The sequence below is a fragment of the Yoonia sp. genome, assembly GCF_036007805.1.
GTDB lineage: Bacteria > Pseudomonadota > Alphaproteobacteria > Rhodobacterales > Rhodobacteraceae > Yoonia.
In genome coordinates this window covers 1-16973 of the sequence record NZ_DASYOK010000234.1, presented here as the reverse complement: position 1 = coordinate 16973, position 16973 = coordinate 1, and the positions used below count along the sequence as shown (strand labels likewise).

The window sequence follows — 16973 nt, the reverse complement described above, 5'->3', positions numbered from 1 at the left end:
GCAGGTGTGGCCCAAGGCACGTACCTCTTTGCGCTGCCCGGATCACCGGGTGCGTGCAAGGACGCATGGGACGAAATCCTGCTCAAGCAGCTCGACTATCGTCACCTCCCCTGCAATTTTGTTGAAATTATGCCGCGTCTGGATGAACATCTGCGACGGAAGTAACGGCTTTGTGCGTTTCACTGGAAAGGGTTGCTTTTCCAGCTACCTTCCAAGAGCAGATTGAGGATATTTGACATGCGGTTTCTACGCCGAAGCCTGACAGGTGTATTCTTGCTGGCGGTAACGCTGGCCCTTGTCGCTTGGGCGGGAGAGTTGGTGCGCGGCGCTGTTGTTGCGCGCATGAACGAAGAGCCGCGCAGTTTTCCCCAGCGCGAGCGGATTCTGGCGGTCAACGTCCTGACACTGGAACCGCAGACTATTGTCCCCGCACTGACGGTGTTCGGTGAACTCCGCAGCCAGCGCACGCTGGATTTGCGTAGCGCGGTTGGCGGTACGGTCTTGTCCGCCAGCGATGCTTTGGTCGAAGGCGGTACGGTCCGGCAAGGTGATCTGTTGCTGCGCATTGATCCGGTTGAGGCAGAGGCGGCATTGGCCCGCGTGCGTGCCGATTTGCAGGATGCGCAGGCGGAACTGCGCGACGCGGAGCGTGCGTTGGTTCTGGCTGAGGATGAGTTGAGTGCCGCGCGCGCCCAAGAAGCCCTGCGCGATCAGGCACTTGCACGTGCGCGTGATCTGGCAACGCGCGGTGTGGGCACGGCGGCGGCGGTGGAAGCGGCAGAACTGGCGGCCTCTGCTGCGCAGGCGTCAGTGTTGACCCGCAGACAGGCAGTGGCCTCGGCACAGGCGCGAATTGATCAGGCGACAACACGTTTGGCGCGCCAGCAGATCAACCTCGCCGAGGCGCAGCGGGCGCTGGTCGACACGGAGGTTCTGGCGGCTTTTGACGGCACTTTGACGGCGGTGACAATCACCCCTGGCGGGCGTGTCACCGCCAACGAACGCTTTGCGCAACTGATTGATCCGACCCGGCTAGAGGTGTCCTTCCGTGTCTCGACCTCGCAATATGCGCGGCTTTTGGACGAAAACGGTGTGCTGATCAAAGCGCCTTTGGCCGTGACGCTGGATGTGTCCGGCGTAAACCTGCGCGCGACAGGCCAGATCATGCGCGAAGGCGCTGCCGTCGGGGCGGGCCAGACGGGGCGATTGCTGTTTGCAGAGCTGGATACCTCCGCCGGATTTCGCCCCGGTGATTTCGTGACTGTGCGGATCAATGAACCTGCGTTGAACAATGTGGCACTGGTGCCTGCAACGGCTGTGGCACCGGACCAGACCGTACTTGTCGTCGGCGAAGAAGAGCGTTTACGCGTGGCGCAAGTGTCATTGCTGCGGCGTCAGGGCGATGATGTGATTATTGATGTGGGTGACAACGCAGGGGCGGTGATTGTTGCTGAGCGCTCACCCTTGCTGGGTGCCGGTATCAAGGTGCGCCCGATCATGCCCGGCGGTGTTGAACAGGCTGCAGCACCAGAGATGATTACGCTGGATGAGAGCCGCCGCGCGAAACTGATCGCATTTGTCACTGACGGGCAGATGCCGGATGACGTGAAAGCGCGGATTATCAGCCAGCTAGAGGCGGATGAGGTAGCGTCCGAAACCGTGACGCGTCTGGAAGCACGGATGGGCAGCTGATGGTCACGGGCGGCGAAAGGCTGAACGCAGGCGCAGGCGGCATCCTGTCCTATTTCACGCGCCACCGCACGGCGGCGAACCTGCTATTGGTGCTGATGCTGACCGCCGGCCTACTGTCCTTTCCCAACATGCGGGCGCAGTTTTTCCCCGATGTGGTGGTCGATGATCTGACCGTCTCTGTCGCATGGCAGGGGGCCGGGGCAGAAGATGTGGACGCCGCCATCGTGCAGGTGTTGGAGCCTGTATTGCTCGGGGTTGAAGGGGTCACCTCGTCTTCTGCGACGTCCCGCGAGGGGAGCGCCTCGATCCGCATCGAATTTGAGCCCGGCTATGATATCGAACGCGGGACCGAAGACGTGCAGCTGGCCGTGGATGGCGTCAACAGCCTGCCGGAAGATGCCGAAGAGCCCAACGTGCGACGTGGCGGTTGGTCGGATCGTGTCACCGATGTGATCATCACTGGCCCTGTGGGTGTGGATCAGTTGGGCCGTTTTGCCGATGAATTCTCGACGCGGCTCTTTGCGCAGGGTGTCACCAGTGTGACCGTGCAAGGTGTCGCGGCACCTTCGACGATTGTCGAGGTGCCGTCGATTTCACTGGTGCAGTATGACATTGGCCTTGCCGATATCTCTGCGCGTATCGCAGAAGAGGCCGCCGCTGATCCCGCCGGCGAGGTGTCAGCCAATGCGCGGGTGCGCACCGGTGTTGCCAAACGCAGCGCAGAAGAGATCGGTGCGATTGTTTTGCGTTCGCACCCTGACGGATCGCAGTTGACGATTGCGGATGTGGCGACGGTACGTGTGGAAGGCGTGGACCGTGAGCGCGCCTATTTCGTAGGCGACGATCCGGCGATCAAGGTACGTGTCGCACGGTCGGCCACAGGTGATGCAATCGGCATGCAGGCTACGGTGGAAGAGGTGGCGCAAGAACTGACTGCGTCTTTGCCCGCAGGTGTGTCGATTTCGCTGACGAACGGGCGGGCAGAGTTGATCCAGGCCCGTTTGGATATCCTGCTTGATAATGGTCTGACGGGGCTCATGCTTGTCGTTGCATTGCTGTTCCTGTTCCTGAATGCGCGGACGGCGTTCTGGGTCGCTTTTGGAATTCCGGTGGCGATGCTGGCTGCGATTGCCCTGATGTACGCGGTCGGGATCACGATCAATATGATCTCGCTTTTTGCACTGATCATCACGCTTGGGATCGTCGTGGATGATGCGATTGTGGTGGGCGAACATGCCGATTACCGTGTCAGGCATCTAGGCGAGGACCCCACAGTAGCCGCAGAGCGGGCGGCGAAGCGGATGTTCAGTCCGGTGTTTTCTGCGACGCTGACGACGATTATTGCGTTCTTCGGGCTGGTCATTATCGGCGGGCGTTTCGGCGATCTGATCTCGGATATTCCGTTCACGGTAATCGTTGTGCTTGCGGCAAGTCTGGTGGAATGTTTCCTGATCCTGCCCAATCACCTGTCCCACGCCATTGCCCATTCGGCCAAAGATCACTGGTATGACTGGCCGTCACGCACGGTGAATCGTGGCTTTGACTGGTTCAAGGAAACGCTGTTCCGGCCTTTCATGGGCTTGGTGATCAAGGCGCGCTATCCGGTCTTTGCGATGGCACTGGTCCTGCTGGCCAGCCAGATTGCGCTTTTCATCAAAGGCGACGTCAGTTGGCGGTTCTTCAACTCGCCAGAGCAAAGCCAGGTCACCGGAAATTTCGCCATGCTGCCCGGGGCAACGCGTGACGACACGCTTGAGATGATGCGCGAAATGCAGCGCGCGACAGAGGCGCTTGGTGCTGAATATGAGGCTGAATATGGTGTAAACCCGCTAAACTTTGTGGTGGCCGAGATTGGTGGCAATTCGGGCCGCGCGATTGCCGGATCAGATACCAAGGACGCGGACCAGTTGGGCGCGATCACCATTGAACTCATTGACGCCGACAGCCGCCCCTATACCAGCTTTGCTTTTGTGAGTGCCTTGCAAGACGCCATCGTGCAGCACCCGATGGCTGAAACCGTCAGCTTCCGGCGGTGGGGCTCGGGCCCTGGCGGGGATAGTCTGGATGTGCAGATGTTCGGGGCGGACAGTGACACGCTCAAGGCCGCGGCCGAGGCATTGAAAACAGAACTGGCGCGGTTTCCCGAAATCTCGGGCCTTGAAGATACACTGGCATATGACAAGGAAGAACTGATCCTTGAATTGACCCCGCAGGGTGAGGCGCTTGGCCTCAGTATTGATGGTCTGGGCCGTGTACTGCGCAACCGTCTGGGAGGGATTGAGGCGGCGAGTTTCCCTGACGGGGCGCGGTCTGCGACGATCCGCGTGGAACTGCCGCCCGATGAGTTATCATCAGACTTCCTTGACCGGACACAGGTCAGGACTGCGGAGGGATTCTATTTGCCGCTGGCGGATGTTGTGACAGTGCAGAGCCGGACCGGTTTCTCCACTGTACGCCGTGAAAACGGCATCCAGTTGATCTCGGTAATCGGTGATCTGGATGGCGAGGACGCGGCGCGGGCAACCGAAATCCAGCAGATCATCGACGAGGATATCCTGCCTCGCATCGAGAGTGATTTCGGGATCGAGACACAGCTTTCGGGGCAGAGCGAGCAGGAAGACCGTTTCCTGAGCGATGCAAGGACGGGCCTCATTCTGGTCTTGCTGGGGATCTACCTGACACTGTCGTGGATTTTCAGCAGTTGGACGCGGCCCATTGTTGTGATGTCGATCATTCCGTTTGCGCTCGTGGGGACGATTTTTGGCCACTACGTTTGGGATATCCCGATGAGTATGTTTACTGTTGTCGGCCTGATCGGGATGGTGGGGATCATCATCAACGACAGTATCGTTCTGGTCACGACGGTGGACGAATATGCGCAGGATCGCGGGCTGGTGCCCGCAATTATTGACGGCACAGTGGACCGTTTGCGCCCTGTAATGCTGACAACGCTAACGACTGTGCTGGGTTTGGCCCCGCTGCTTTATGAAGGGTCCAATCAGGCCGAGTTCCTGAAGCCAACCGTCGTGACGCTTGTTTTCGGCTTGGCTTTCGGCATGGTGCTTGTGCTTCTCGTTGTACCATCGGTGATGGCGATGCAGGCCGACGTGCAGCGACAGATCCAATCTGCGAAGCGCGCCCTGCGCGGACGGAAGGTGGCAATGTTTGTCCCTGCGGGTCTGGCGGCGCTTTTGGCGGTGGGGCTGTTTGCGTTGACCGTGGCACCTGTTCTGCTGACAGGCGCGCCTTGGCCTGTAATGGCGGCATTCCTGCCGCTACTGAACGGCGGTGTCGGGGCCGCGATGGGCCTTTATATTCTAGGTTTGATGGTGCTGTTCTTGACGATCTATGTCGCCGCAATGTTCGGTCAGGGATGGCGCAGCGCGCGGCGCTAGCCGCCGGTGCAGCCACGTAGATCAATGGCGTGCCCATTGTCGCCCAAGACGGTGATCCGCACGGCAGAACGGTCAAACGCAAAGGGCTGGCCGCTGGGGTGCACCATATCGACCGTGGCGCTGAGCGTATCCCCCACGCGGCTGACCTCTGCCTGAGAGACCCAGATTTGCGGATCGCTTGGTTCGACCACGACAAACTCCGACCCGCTGACTTGGGCCACGTTGATCTTTGACGTCATGCGCAGCCCGTCCGGAATTGGCTCAATCGCGCAGGTCACAGCCCCCACATTCGCCGCGTCAGCGTTGAGCGGGGCGTCGGCCATTGCGGCGACGATGCTTTCATCACGTGCGCCGACTTCGGGCAAAAGCGTGTCGAAGGTGAAGGTGACAGGGATGCAGATTTCCTCGCAGACACCAATCGTCAGTTCGCCGGACACGGCCATTTCACCTGCCGCTTGCGGGGCAGAGATGGTGAGTGGAAAAATCACGCTGTCATAGTAGCCGATTGACAAGAGCCCCGCGTCATCAAAGACCTCTGGAACCGGCCAATGCTGTGTGATGCTGTTGATTGTACTGTGGCTGGTAAAGCGGAAATATGGTGGAATGCCGGCCTCGCCGGGCGCGCGCCAATAGGTGATCCATCCGGGCTCAAGCGTGATCTTGATACCTGCAACATGATCGCCCGAGGCCGTACGCCAGCCCGGCAGGATCTCGATGCTGGCCATATCGCTGTAGTCCTCGGCGACCGCGAGGGCCGGCAAGGTGGCAAGGGCGAGGGCAGTGAGCAGGTTTTTGCGCATGCAACCTTATTTATGCATCAGGGCTGCAATGGGAAGTCACGTTTGCATCAGGGTTTGCAATGATGGCGCTTGCGTCACAGGGTATCGTTTCACATCTTAAGGCCATGACCCACCGAGATTCGTCACTTGTCGGAAAGCTTTTGATCGCGATGCCCGATATGTCGGACCCGCGTTTTGCAAAGACTGTGGTCTATATGTGCGCCCATTCCGACGAGGGCGGTATGGGATTGATCGTCAACAAGCCCGAGAAAGGCATCCGTTTCTCCAAACTCCTTGAGCAGATGGAAATTCCTGTGTCCCCCAATGCACGAGATTTGCGGGTGCATTATGGCGGGCCTGTGGATTATCAGCGCGGGTTCGTGCTGCATTCCAGCGATTATGCATCGGAAGACGGCACGCTGGATGTGGACGAAAATTACCGCATGACAGCGACCCTTGAGGTGCTGGAGGATCTGGCAAAAGGTGAAGGCCCCGATATCGCGATGATGGCGCTGGGATATGCTGGTTGGGGACCGGGGCAGTTGGAATACGAAATCCGCCAGAATGGCTGGCTGACCTGTGCGCCTAACGACGAAATCCTGTTCGGCGCGGATAATGCGGGCAAATGGTCCGCCGCGCTCAAGCTCTTGGGGATTGACCCGCTTTTGCTGTCCGCGACAGCCGGACGGGCCTAGCGCGGCCGGAGTGATGTCGCTCTGGTCAGCTCTCCGGCCCGATCAAGGCCTGCATGATCGCTATCGCGTTTTCGCTGGACCAATCGGCCTCTCCTTGCATCCGTGCGATTTCATAGCCGTCAGGATCAAGAATTACGGTGACGGGCAACCCCAGAACGCCCATCCCGCGGGCAAGGCTTTGGCGCGGATCGGTATGAAGTGGCAGATTGTCGACGTCTATCTCCTCAAAGAACCGCTGCATGACAGGCAGCGGATTGCGGCCTGTGGCAATGGTGACGACTTCCATCCGGTCGCCGCCCATCGCGGTTTGCAACGCAGACAGATGGGGCATTTCTACGCGGCAAGGCGCGCACCATGTGGCCCAGAAGTTCAGGACCACATATTTCCCGCCGAAATCTGCCAAGGTCATCTCGCCGCCATCGGCACCCGTAAACGGCACATCCGACGCCGCAACAGGGGTGCTGTGAAAGTTGAGTTTGCGCATATCGCCTTCCCGCAAGGCCTCTGCCGTGGCCACATCGGCGTGGCCAGTGTTTGCAAGACCCATAAGGGCCGTATAAAGCAGGGCTGATATCAACTTGCGCACGGGCGACTTCCTTTATGACCAAATCTGCAAACACAATGTGGGGCGGGCGTTTCGCCGCCGGACCAGACGCGATTATGGAGGCCATTAATGCCTCAATCGGGTATGACCGCCGACTTGCGCCGCAAGACATCGCAGGTTCACGCGCCCATGCCGCCATGTTGGCCGCCACAGGCATTATCACAGATACCGATGCCGAGGCGATACGGGAAGGCCTGCTCACTGTATTGTCAGAGATTGAAACGGGAGACTTTCCGTTTTCGGCGGCACTTGAAGATATTCACATGAATGTCGAGGCACGTTTGCGCGATACGATTGGCGAAGCCGCAGGGCGTTTGCACACCGCACGGTCGCGCAATGATCAGGTGGCCGTTGATTTCCGCCTCTGGGTCCGTGATCAATGCGATCAGGCGGATGAGGCGCTCGGCGCGCTTTGCAAAGCGCTTCTCGCGCAGGCCGAGGCGGGGGCCGATTGGGTTATGCCCGGTTTCACCCATTTGCAGACAGCCCAGCCTGTCACATGGGGGCATCATATGCTGGCCTACGTGGAAATGTTCGCGCGGGATCGGTCGCGCTTTGCCGATGCGCGCAAGCGGATGAATACGTCGCCTTTGGGTGCTGCGGCACTGGCGGGTACGTCATTCCCGATTGATCGCGAGATGACGGCAAAGGCGCTGGGCTTTGACCGCCCGATGGCCAATTCGCTTGATGCGGTATCGGACCGTGATTTCGCGCTCGAGTTTCTTGCCGCCGCCAGCATTTGTGCGATGCACCTAAGCCGTCTGGCCGAAGAGCTGGTAATCTGGTCATCGGCCCAGTTCCGTTTTGTGAAGATGTCGGACAAATGGTCGACGGGTTCGTCGATCATGCCACAAAAGCGCAACCCTGATGCGGCAGAGTTGATCCGGGCCAAGATTGGCCGGATTTTTGGGGCCAACGTCGCGCTGATGACGGTGATGAAGGGGCTGCCGCTGGCCTATTCCAAGGACATGCAGGAAGACAAGGAACAGACCTTTGATGCCGCCGATAACCTGATGTTGGCGCTTGCTGCGATGACGGGGATGGTGGGCGATATGACCGCGCAGCGGGACAATCTGAAAGCCGCCGCGTCGAGCGGTTTTTCGACCGCGACCGATCTGGCGGATTGGCTGGTGCGCGAACTTGGGTTACCGTTCCGTGAGGCGCATCATGTGACGGGATCATTGGTGGCGCTGGCGGAAGGAAAAGGCTGTGATCTGCCTGATCTGACGCTGGCTGACATGCAAGCGGTTCACGATGGGATCCGTGCTGATGTCTTTGATGTGCTGGGCGTTGAAAACTCGGTCGCGTCGCGCACCAGTTTTGGCGGGACAGCGCCTTCGCAGGTCCGCGCCCAGGTGGCGTATTGGCAAGAAGTTTTGGGGAAAGAGGTTCTAAAATGAAGCGGATTGCATTGATTCTAACCGTCGCCGTCCTGGCCGCATGTGGGGCCGATGGGCCGCCGATGACACCATCAGCCAATGTCGGCCTGAGCGTCGGTAGCAACGGTGTCAGCACGGGTGCGAGTGTGGGCGCATCAAATGGCACTTTTTCGGTAGGGGTTGGTTTCTGATGCGGAATGTCTTTCTGGCGCTCGCGATCTGGGGTGCGATCCATCCGATGTATTACTTCATCACGTGGTTTCAGGCCGAAGGGTGGAGCCTCATGGCGATGGTTGACGCGTGGCATGTGAATGCGGCGACCAGCGGCCTTGTCTGGGATTTGACGATTGCTGCGATTGCGCTGACGGTCTGGATCATCGCCGAGGCGATCAAGACGAAGAACTGGCTCAGCCTGCTGGCGATCCCTGCCACTTATTGCATCGGTGTCAGCTGTGGTTTGCCGCTCTATCTCTATCTGCGGGACCGGATCGTTTATAGCCGCGACAAACAGCGGGTTCGCGTTTAAGGCGCATAAATCAGGGTTGGTCTTTGCCTGTGATCTGCTATGTCCGAAGCCTAGTTTTGGACAAGGATCTCGGGGTTGGATCATTTTCTTTATCGTGATGGCGCGCTCTATGCAGAAGATGTGCCTGTTTCGGAAATCGCGGCGGCTGTCGGCACGCCGTTCTATGTCTATTCAACAGCCACGCTGAAACGGCATTTCCAGCTGTTCGACGAGGCGTTGGCCTGGGGTGATCACCTGGTCTGCTTTGCGATGAAATCGCTGTCCAATCAGGCGGTGATCAAGCTTTTGGGGAATGCTGGCGCTGGTATGGATGTCGTATCCGGCGGGGAATACCTGCGCGCCAAGGCCGCCGGTGTGCCGGGGGATCGCATCGTCTTTTCCGGTGTGGGCAAAACGGCTGATGAAATGCGCCTTGCGCTTGAGGGAGGCATCCGACAGTTCAACGTCGAAAGCGAGCCCGAGATGATCGTGCTGGATCAGGTGGCACAGTCGCTGGGTGCCGTGGCCCCGATCACGATCCGCGTAAATCCGGATGTTGACGCTAAGACCCACGCCAAGATTGCCACTGGCAAGTCAGAGAACAAATTTGGCATCCCGATCAGCCGCGCGCGTGAGGTCTATGCGATGGCCGCGAAGATGCCGGGCCTGAAGGTCGTCGGGATCGACGTGCATATCGGATCACAGCTGACCGAATTGGCGCCGTTCGAGGCGGCCTACAACAAGGTGGCCGAACTGACCGAACAGCTGCGGGCAGATGGGCATGAGATCACGCGCCTTGATCTGGGTGGCGGCTTGGGCATTCCCTATGCGCGGTCGAACGAAGCGCCGCCTTTGCCGACCGATTATGGTGCGCTCATTCAGCGCACCGTTGGTCACTTGGGCTGCGAGATCGAGATTGAACCGGGGCGTCTGATTTCAGGCAATGCAGGCTTGATGGTGTCCAAGGTCATTTATGTGAAATCCGGTGAGGATCGTGAATTCCTGATCCTTGACGGTGCGATGAACGATCTGATCCGTCCGGCGATGTATGATGCATGGCACGATATTATTCCTGTAAATGAAGCACCTGCGGGCGCGCTTCCCGCAAAATATGATATCGTGGGACCGGTTTGTGAAAGCGGTGATACCTTTGCAAAAGGCCGCGAGATGCCCCCTGTAAAGGCTGGTGATCTGGTCGCTTTCCGCTCGGCCGGGGCTTATGGTGCGGTAATGTCGTCCGAGTACAATTCCCGTCCGTTGATCCCCGAGGTTCTGGTGGATGGCGATCAATTTGCAGTTATCCGTCCACGCCCTACCTATGAAGAGATGATTGCACGCGATATCGTTCCGGCATGGCTTGAATAAAACAGAGCCTCCCGCCGCGCACCACGAGAAAGGGAGAGGCCCGCTGACAGATCACAACGACCCGATGCGCCACCTGCGCTTTCCGGTTGCCGCCACCCGTTTGGGTATGGTGGCCGAACAGGTTGTGCGTGCGTTCTGGCCCTTCTGGACAGCTGTCTTTCTGATTCTCGCGCCGTTGATGATGGGCTGGCAGGATGTGCTGCCGCTTGAGGTGATTTGGGGCGGTGCCGTTGTTGCCGTTATCGCGTTTATTGCAACCTTGGTGTGGGGCATCTGGCGTTTTCGCCTGCCATCAGCGGCCGAGGCGCTACGCCGTGTCGATGCGGCCATGCCCGGCAGGCCGATTGCCGCGATAGCAGATACGCAGGCGATTGGCAGTGGAGACGCGGCATCCGAGGCGGTGTGGCGTGCACATATGGAACGTATGGCCGCGCGCACGAAAGAGGCGCGGGCCGTCGAGCCGGATTTGCGCATCTCGGATCGTGACCCTTACGGCCTGCGGTTTATTGCGCTGTTGTTCTTTGTTGCGGCTTTGCTGTTCGGCTCATTCCTCCGTGTCGGTACGGTGGGTGATATGGTCACGCGTGGCGAGCAGAGTCTGGCGACTGGTCCGGTCTGGGAAGGTTGGGTCGAAGCGCCCGCCTATACCGGCAAGCCGTCGATCTATCTGAACGATGTGCCTGCGGGTCCGTTGCGCGTGCCTGTGGGCAGTCAGGTAACGCTGCGCCTTTACGGTGAAGTTGGCGCGCTGACGGTTGCCGAGACGGTCTCGGGGCGCGTTGATGACCTTGGCTCGGCGGCTGAGGCGCAGCAGCAATTCACCGTTGCCCAGTCCGGCACGCTTTCGATCCTTGGCGGCAGGGACACAACATGGAATATAATTGCCATTGAAGATGCACCGCCGGGCGTAAACCTGACAGGACCGATCGAAGTGGACGCGATGGGCGAACTGTCACAGCCGTTCAGTGCGGTGGATGACTATGGCGTCGAGTTTGGCACAGCCACCTTCACCCTGGATCTGTCGGCGGTCGAGCGCCAGCACGGTTTGACGATTGATCCCGACCCCATTGATCCTCTGGTCTTGGATTTGCCGATGCCCTTCACCGGCGACCGGTCGGATTTTGACGAATTTCTGGTCGATAACCTCAGCGAGCATCCTTTGGCAAACCTGCCAGTGACGCTCACGCTTGAGGTGATTGATGCTGCAGAACAGACTGGAACAACCCCGCCGGAACCGATGATCATGCCCGGGCGGCGGTTCTTCCAGCCCTTTGCCCGTGCCGTGATTGAACAGCGCCGCGACCTGATGTGGTCCAAGGCGAATGCCCGCCGCGTGAACCAGATATTGCGTGCTGTGTCGCACCGCCCCGAGGGGCTTTTCTCGAACGAGACAACCTATTTGCGCCTGCGGGCCATCATTCGCAGGTTGGATGGTTTTGCTGAAACCGGTTTGACCGACGAAGGCCAGGCAGAGATTGTCGAAGCATTGTGGGATCTGGCGATCCAGTTGGAGGATGGCCGTCTGGCCGATGCCCGCGAACGTCTGCGCCGTGCGCAAGAACGGCTGGCCGAGGCAATGCGCAATGGTGCCTCGGACGAGGAAATCGCTGAACTGATGCAGGAGTTGCGCGAGGCAACGAATGATTATCTGCGCATGCTGGCCGAAGAAGCAGAGCCTTCTGATGGCACCGATCAGGCGGACAGTGGCCAACAGGGCCAGCAAATGGGCATGGATGAGTTGCAGGCCCTGATGGACCGCATCGAAGAGCTGATGCAAGAGGGGCGCATGGCCGAGGCGCAAGAGCTGATGGAACAGCTCAACCAGATGATGGAAAACATGCGTGTGACCCAAGGTGAGGGTGGCGATGGTCCGCCAAGCCCCGGCGAGCAGTCCATGCAAGACCTGTCCGATACACTGCGTGAGCAGGAAGAACTCTCGGACGACAGTTTCAGCGATCTACAAGACCAGTTTAACCCCGGCGACCAAGGTCAACAGGGCCAGCAAGGCCAAGAGGGTCAGGAACCTGGTGCGCAGCCCGGGCAACAGGGCGATGAGGGCACTGAACCGGGTCAAGGTGGCCAGCAAGGGGAAGGTCAGGGCGTCGGCGAAAATGCCGAAAGCGGCGAACAAAGTGGCAGCGGTGCCGGTGGCGAAGGCGATCAGCGTAGCCTTGCCGAGCGTCAGCGTGCGCTGCGCGAAGAATTGCAGCGCCAGCGTAATGGCCTTCCAAACCTCGGCGGTGACGCGGGCGAGCAGGCCCGCCGGTCGCTTGAGCGCGCAGAGGGTGCCATGGAAGGTGCCGAGGATGCCCTGCGCGACGGCGATCTGGCAGAGGCCATCGACCGGCAGGCGGAAGCGATGGATGCATTGCGTAACGGGATGCGTGAACTGGGTCAGGCAATGGCCGAAAACCAGAATACGCAGCCCGGTCAAGGTGCGGAACAGGGCGAGGCAAATGGCCGTCCGACACCCGGCCAGCGCGACCCCTTGGGCCGTGAGATGGGCAACACCGGTCAGCTTGGCACCGATCAGGAGCTGTTGGGTAACGGTGACATCAATCGCCGCGCCGAAGAGTTGCTGGACGAAATCCGTCGCCGCTCCGCAGAGCAGGACAGACCCGAAATTGAACGGGACTACCTGCGGCGTTTGCTGGATCAGTTCTAGATCAGCGACCAGCATTCATCTGTATAAAAGGTGTGGCGAGGCAGGTTACTCTGCCATAAACCCTTCCACCATCTCGCTGAGTGACAGGCGCAGTTGGTCGATTGTCATCACATATGATGCCATAAATTCGGTTGTCTGCGGCAGGTTCTCGGTGATTTGATCCGCAAAGACGTAAGGCAGGATCGCGAGGATCATCAGGAGCAGCACCCAGAAGAACCCCCGCCGGAAGCCTTTTCGCTCGACGGCTTCGATCTTTTCCGCCTCGGTCAGCCCTGACGCATCATTGGCCTGCGCCCGGGCGCGCAACGTGGCGTTGATCTCGTTGATAGACGGAACAGTCCGCAGGTGCGCCTCGTCGGCGTTCGCTGTGTCGCCTTTTGCCGCGCCGGTTTTTGTGCCGCTGCGGATACCGCCCTCTTCGGCGGTCATCATGGCTATGCGCTGGCGGGTTTCGTCCGCTGCGACAGGTGTGGCAGGTTTTGGTGTTTCAGTTGCAGGTGGCTTTGCGACGGGGCTGGGAGGCTTTGCGGCTGCCGCAACTGCGGCAGTTCCAAGTGCCGCCTCTTCGCGCAGGATATTTGCGACAGCGTTATCCAGTTGTCTGCGCATTGGTTCTGGTGGCGCGGTCGATGTTTTCAGGGCAGGTGCCGGCTCTTGCTCTGGCGCAGTTGGCGGGAACTCAGAAGCGACCTCCTCTACAAAGCTTTGCGCGGATTCTTCCGGCGTTTCTGCTGTCGTTTCGGGCTCTGGTGCTGCTTCTGCTATCGAAGTGGGTGCGTCGATTTCATGCTCTTGCTCGTTGCTCAACTTCAGTGGCGTGCGCCCCGGCACCGTTGGTTTTTCGGTCTGGAACCACGAAAGCTGGCAATTCGAACATTGAACATCGCGCCCGCCCGGAGGAATCGCATCATCCGACACCTCGTACTGCGCTTCGCAATTAGGGCAAATGAGCCTCATGTTAAATTCCTTATGCCTGCCCGGTGGTTTAGAGAGCTTATTGTTGTCACCGTCGGTAATTTAGCAACCACTGCGCCAAACGCAAAGGTTTTGCGCATGCAGGGGTGCGCAGTCATTGAAACCTGTTGCAGATTTGGGCAGAAGAGCGGTGTAGTGCCAGAGGAAGAACCGTGATCGAATTAGAGAACGTCTCATACGGATATGGCGGTCAGACGCTTTTTTCCCATATATCCCTGACACTTGCACCCGGTTCATTCCATTTCCTGACGGGGCCGTCAGGTGCCGGAAAGACTACATTGCTGCGTCTTTGCTATGCGGATTTGCGCGCGAACAAAGGCAAAGTCCGCATTTTCGGTCAAGATGCCGGTGCTCTGACCCGAGATGAGGTGGCAATGTCCCGCCGGCGCATTGGTGTTGTGCATCAGGACTGCCAGTTTCTGGATCATCTGAGCATTGCCGAGAATATCGCACTCCCGCTGACCGTCTCCGGACGCGTCCATGAAGCCGCGCAGAACCTGCCGGAACTGCTGAATTGGGTTGGATTGGGGCCGCAGGCCAACCAGCGGCCACCCGAACTTTCAGGCGGCGAACGCCAGCGCGCGGCACTTGCGCGGGCGGTGATTGTGTCGCCCGATGTGATTATCGCGGATGAGCCGACAGGCAATGTCGATTGGGAGATGTCGCAGCGTCTGCTGAGCCTGCTGATTGAGCTGAACAAAATGGGAAAGACGATCCTGATTGCGACCCATGATCTGGCGATGATCCGCGCGACCAAGTCCGATATTAGCGCGCGTGTGCTGCGTCTCAAGGATGGCCAGCTTGTTCAGGCGGGGGCCGAGCTATGAAGGCCCTGCTGGAATTGATGTTGGGCGATCCGCAGGCCGACCGCGCGGTGCCGCAAACCGGTATGACCGCGCGGCTGACCGTTTTTGTGGCCGCAGTGATGGCCTTTCTTGCGGTGATCACGCTTGCTGTGTCTTTGACCACCAATCGCGTGGCAAGCCTCTGGGCCGCCGATCTGGCCCAGTCGGCAACGTTGCGTTTGCCCGCTGATCCGGCCACGGCGGATGCGCTTTTGCTGGCGGCGCTTGATGTGCTGGAGACGACGCCGGGTGTTACGCGTGTGCGGGCCCTGTCACAGGATGAACAACAGGCCCTGCTGGAACCTTGGTTCGGGCCCGACCTGCCTCTTGATGCGCTGCCTGTGCCACAGTTGATCGAGATCGTTACCGATGGCGACGACTTTGATGTTGAAGGTTTGCGCGCTCGCCTGTCCGCGCAAGTGCCCGGCGCGATCCTTGATGACCATACCGCATGGCGTGCGCCGCTGCTGGATGCGGCGGCACGTGTGCGGCTGATCGGTTGGTCGGTGATCGTCCTGATCGGCGCGACTGTTGCGGCGATGATTACGCTGGCTGCGCAAGCCGCATTGGCGGCCAATGCGCGGATCATCGCGGTTTTGCGGTTGGTGGGGGCCAAGGATGCCTATATCGCCCGCGCCTTTGTCCGCCGCTTCACGCTACGGGCGGCCGGGGGCGCGTTGGTGGGAACGCTGATCGGTTTAGGTGTTGTGTCACTGATGCCGCAAGGCGATGCAAGCAGTAGCCTTTTGTTGGGCGTCGGCTTTGAAGGCGCGGAATGGGTTTGGCCCTTGCTGATCCCGGTTATGGCCGCAATCGTTGCCTTCTTCGCGACCCGCACGGCGGCGTTCCGCAGATTGAGGGAGCAAACATGAGCAATGCTGTCCAGTGGGTCCGCTCGCTGATCTTTAACATCCAGATGTATGTTGCGATGCTGGTGGTCGGCATCATCTATACGCCTGCCGCCATCATGTCAGCGGACGGGGCCGTTGCGGCCTGTCATGCCTATTGCCGCTATATTCGTTGGAGCGCAGGCTGGATGATCGGCCTGAAATGCGAGATCAGGGGTGAACCACCCAGTGACGAGGTCATGGTCGCACCCAAGCATCAGTCTTTTCTTGATGTATTGATGATCTACGGCGCGATGCCGCGTGGCAAATTCATCTTCAAGGCCATCCTGAAGTATGCGCCAATCATCGGCCAATTCGGTCTGCGTATCGGCTGTATTCCTGTTGACCGCGGCAAACGTGGTGCTGCGATCAAGCAGATGGTCGCCGACGTGCAGGCCGGTCGCGCGCGCGCCGGTCAGCTGATCATCTACCCCCAAGGAACGCGCATCGCCCCTGGGGTCAAAGCGCCTTACAAGATCGGGACCGGCGCGCTGTATCGTGAACTGGGCCAACCTGTAGTGCCGGTGGCGACCAATGTGGGCGTGTTCTGGCCCAAGCGTGGGGTCATGCGCAAACAGGGGACGGCGGTCTTTGAATTCCTGCCGCGGATTGAACCGGGGTTGGAGGTGGCGGACTTCATGCGCCGCCTTGAAGATGAGATCGAGACCGCCTGTGACCGTCTCAACAAAGAAGCCGGATTTGATGGCTGATCATGTCGTCGCGGATGTGGCCGCACTTGAGGCGCTTTATTGCACATCAAGCAAGGCTCCGCGCTGCGAAGACGATGTTGGTCGTCAGCGCAATTTAAGATTGCTGTTGCGGCCCAAGCCGTAACGCAGGCACCAGACGATCACCGCAAGACTGACGATCAGCCAAAGCCCGCCCCACATCATCGTGGTGCCGCCAAATTCTTCTGCCAGCATCCGTGCGTCAGAGCGCAGGTGCGCGCGGGCAATAGTATCGCTGAAAATGTCGTAGGGGACGTAGATCATGCTGGTCAGACCGATGACACGCAGTGCCAGATCATTAGCATTGTGGCCCATAAACCGCGCCATCAGCAGCATCGCCGCACCCATGCCGACGCAAAACACCAAGGCAAAAAGGTCGCGGACATAAAGCCCTGCGATGACCAGTGTGACCACACCGCAAAGTGCCATGACCTTCCGGTCCGCCGCTGTGCGCGTTGC

At 59.4% G+C, this 16973-nt stretch carries 14 protein-coding genes and 1 pseudogene; 11 read left to right on the top strand and 4 right to left on the bottom strand.

Features of this window, described 5'->3' with window-relative positions; translation table 11 throughout:
• The 3 genes and pseudogenes from VGP75_RS12955 to VGP75_RS12945 form a co-directional block, all read left to right on the top strand.
• A pseudogene (locus VGP75_RS12955) lies at positions 1-165 on the top strand (molybdenum cofactor biosynthesis protein); the annotation flags it as partial.
• A 72-nt stretch (positions 166-237) separates the two neighbouring features.
• On the top strand, positions 238-1692 hold the full coding sequence (locus tag VGP75_RS12950; RefSeq protein ID WP_327544068.1) for an efflux RND transporter periplasmic adaptor subunit: 1455 nt from the start codon (positions 238-240) through the stop codon (positions 1690-1692).
• Complete coding sequence (locus VGP75_RS12945; protein WP_327544067.1) at positions 1692-5087, top strand: efflux RND transporter permease subunit; 3396 nt, start codon at positions 1692-1694, stop codon at positions 5085-5087. The genes VGP75_RS12950 and VGP75_RS12945 overlap by 1 nt, the downstream gene beginning before the upstream one ends.
• Here the strand turns inward: VGP75_RS12945 and VGP75_RS12940 are convergent.
• A complete protein-coding gene (locus VGP75_RS12940; RefSeq protein ID WP_327544066.1) occupies positions 5084-5887 on the bottom strand; it encodes a protein-disulfide reductase DsbD domain-containing protein in 804 nt (267 codons plus the stop codon). The genes VGP75_RS12945 and VGP75_RS12940 overlap by 4 nt on opposite strands.
• Before the next feature lie 104 nt (positions 5888-5991).
• On the opposite strand from VGP75_RS12940, the gene VGP75_RS12935 reads away from it, so the two are divergent.
• A complete protein-coding gene (locus VGP75_RS12935) occupies positions 5992-6561 on the top strand; it encodes a YqgE/AlgH family protein (protein WP_327544065.1) in 570 nt (189 codons plus the stop codon).
• A 25-nt stretch (positions 6562-6586) separates the two neighbouring features.
• Here VGP75_RS12935 and VGP75_RS12930 read toward each other — a convergent pair whose 3' ends face one another.
• Complete coding sequence (locus VGP75_RS12930) at positions 6587-7147, bottom strand: TlpA family protein disulfide reductase (protein WP_327544064.1); 561 nt, start codon at positions 7145-7147, stop codon at positions 6587-6589.
• Positions 7148-7161: 14 nt separating this feature from the next.
• Between VGP75_RS12930 and argH the strand changes: the two genes are divergently transcribed.
• The 4 genes from argH to VGP75_RS12910 all read left to right on the top strand — a co-directional run bounded on the left by argH (position 7162) and on the right by VGP75_RS12910 (position 13079).
• Positions 7162-8565, top strand: coding sequence for an argininosuccinate lyase (argH, locus tag VGP75_RS12925; protein ID WP_327544063.1), 1404 nt, complete (start codon positions 7162-7164; stop codon positions 8563-8565).
• A gap of 169 nt (positions 8566-8734) precedes the next feature.
• Positions 8735-9070: a DUF2834 domain-containing protein gene (locus VGP75_RS12920; RefSeq protein WP_327544062.1), complete on the top strand. Its 336-nt coding sequence runs from the start codon at positions 8735-8737 to the stop codon at positions 9068-9070.
• Positions 9071-9145: 75 nt separating this feature from the next.
• On the top strand, positions 9146-10414 hold the full coding sequence (lysA, locus tag VGP75_RS12915) for a diaminopimelate decarboxylase (protein WP_327544061.1): 1269 nt from the start codon (positions 9146-9148) through the stop codon (positions 10412-10414).
• Positions 10415-10478: 64 nt separating this feature from the next.
• Positions 10479-13079, top strand: a complete 2601-nt coding sequence (locus VGP75_RS12910; protein WP_327544060.1) for a TIGR02302 family protein — start codon at positions 10479-10481, stop codon at positions 13077-13079.
• Between the two features lie 45 nt (positions 13080-13124).
• Here the strand turns inward: VGP75_RS12910 and VGP75_RS12905 are convergent, their stop codons facing one another.
• Positions 13125-14036, bottom strand: a complete 912-nt coding sequence (locus VGP75_RS12905) for a zinc-ribbon domain-containing protein (protein WP_327544059.1) — start codon at positions 14034-14036, stop codon at positions 13125-13127.
• Positions 14037-14206: 170 nt separating this feature from the next.
• Here VGP75_RS12905 and VGP75_RS12900 point away from each other — a divergent pair, with 170 nt between their 5' ends.
• Genes VGP75_RS12900 through VGP75_RS12890 form a run of 3 tightly spaced genes read left to right on the top strand, consistent with a single transcriptional unit; the run spans position 14207 to position 16496 of the window.
• Positions 14207-14881, top strand: coding sequence for a cell division ATP-binding protein FtsE (locus VGP75_RS12900; protein ID WP_327544058.1), 675 nt, complete (start codon positions 14207-14209; stop codon positions 14879-14881).
• Positions 14878-15771: a cell division protein FtsX gene (locus tag VGP75_RS12895; protein ID WP_327544057.1), complete on the top strand. Its 894-nt coding sequence runs from the start codon at positions 14878-14880 to the stop codon at positions 15769-15771. Before VGP75_RS12900 ends, VGP75_RS12895 begins: the two co-directional genes overlap by 4 nt.
• A complete protein-coding gene (locus VGP75_RS12890; RefSeq protein WP_327544056.1) occupies positions 15768-16496 on the top strand; it encodes a lysophospholipid acyltransferase family protein in 729 nt (242 codons plus the stop codon). The genes VGP75_RS12895 and VGP75_RS12890 overlap by 4 nt, the downstream gene beginning before the upstream one ends.
• Before the next feature lie 84 nt (positions 16497-16580).
• Here the strand turns inward: VGP75_RS12890 and VGP75_RS12885 are convergent.
• Positions 16581-16973 (bottom strand): M50 family metallopeptidase (locus tag VGP75_RS12885; protein WP_327544055.1); only part of this gene is annotated, 393 nt, incomplete at its 5' end.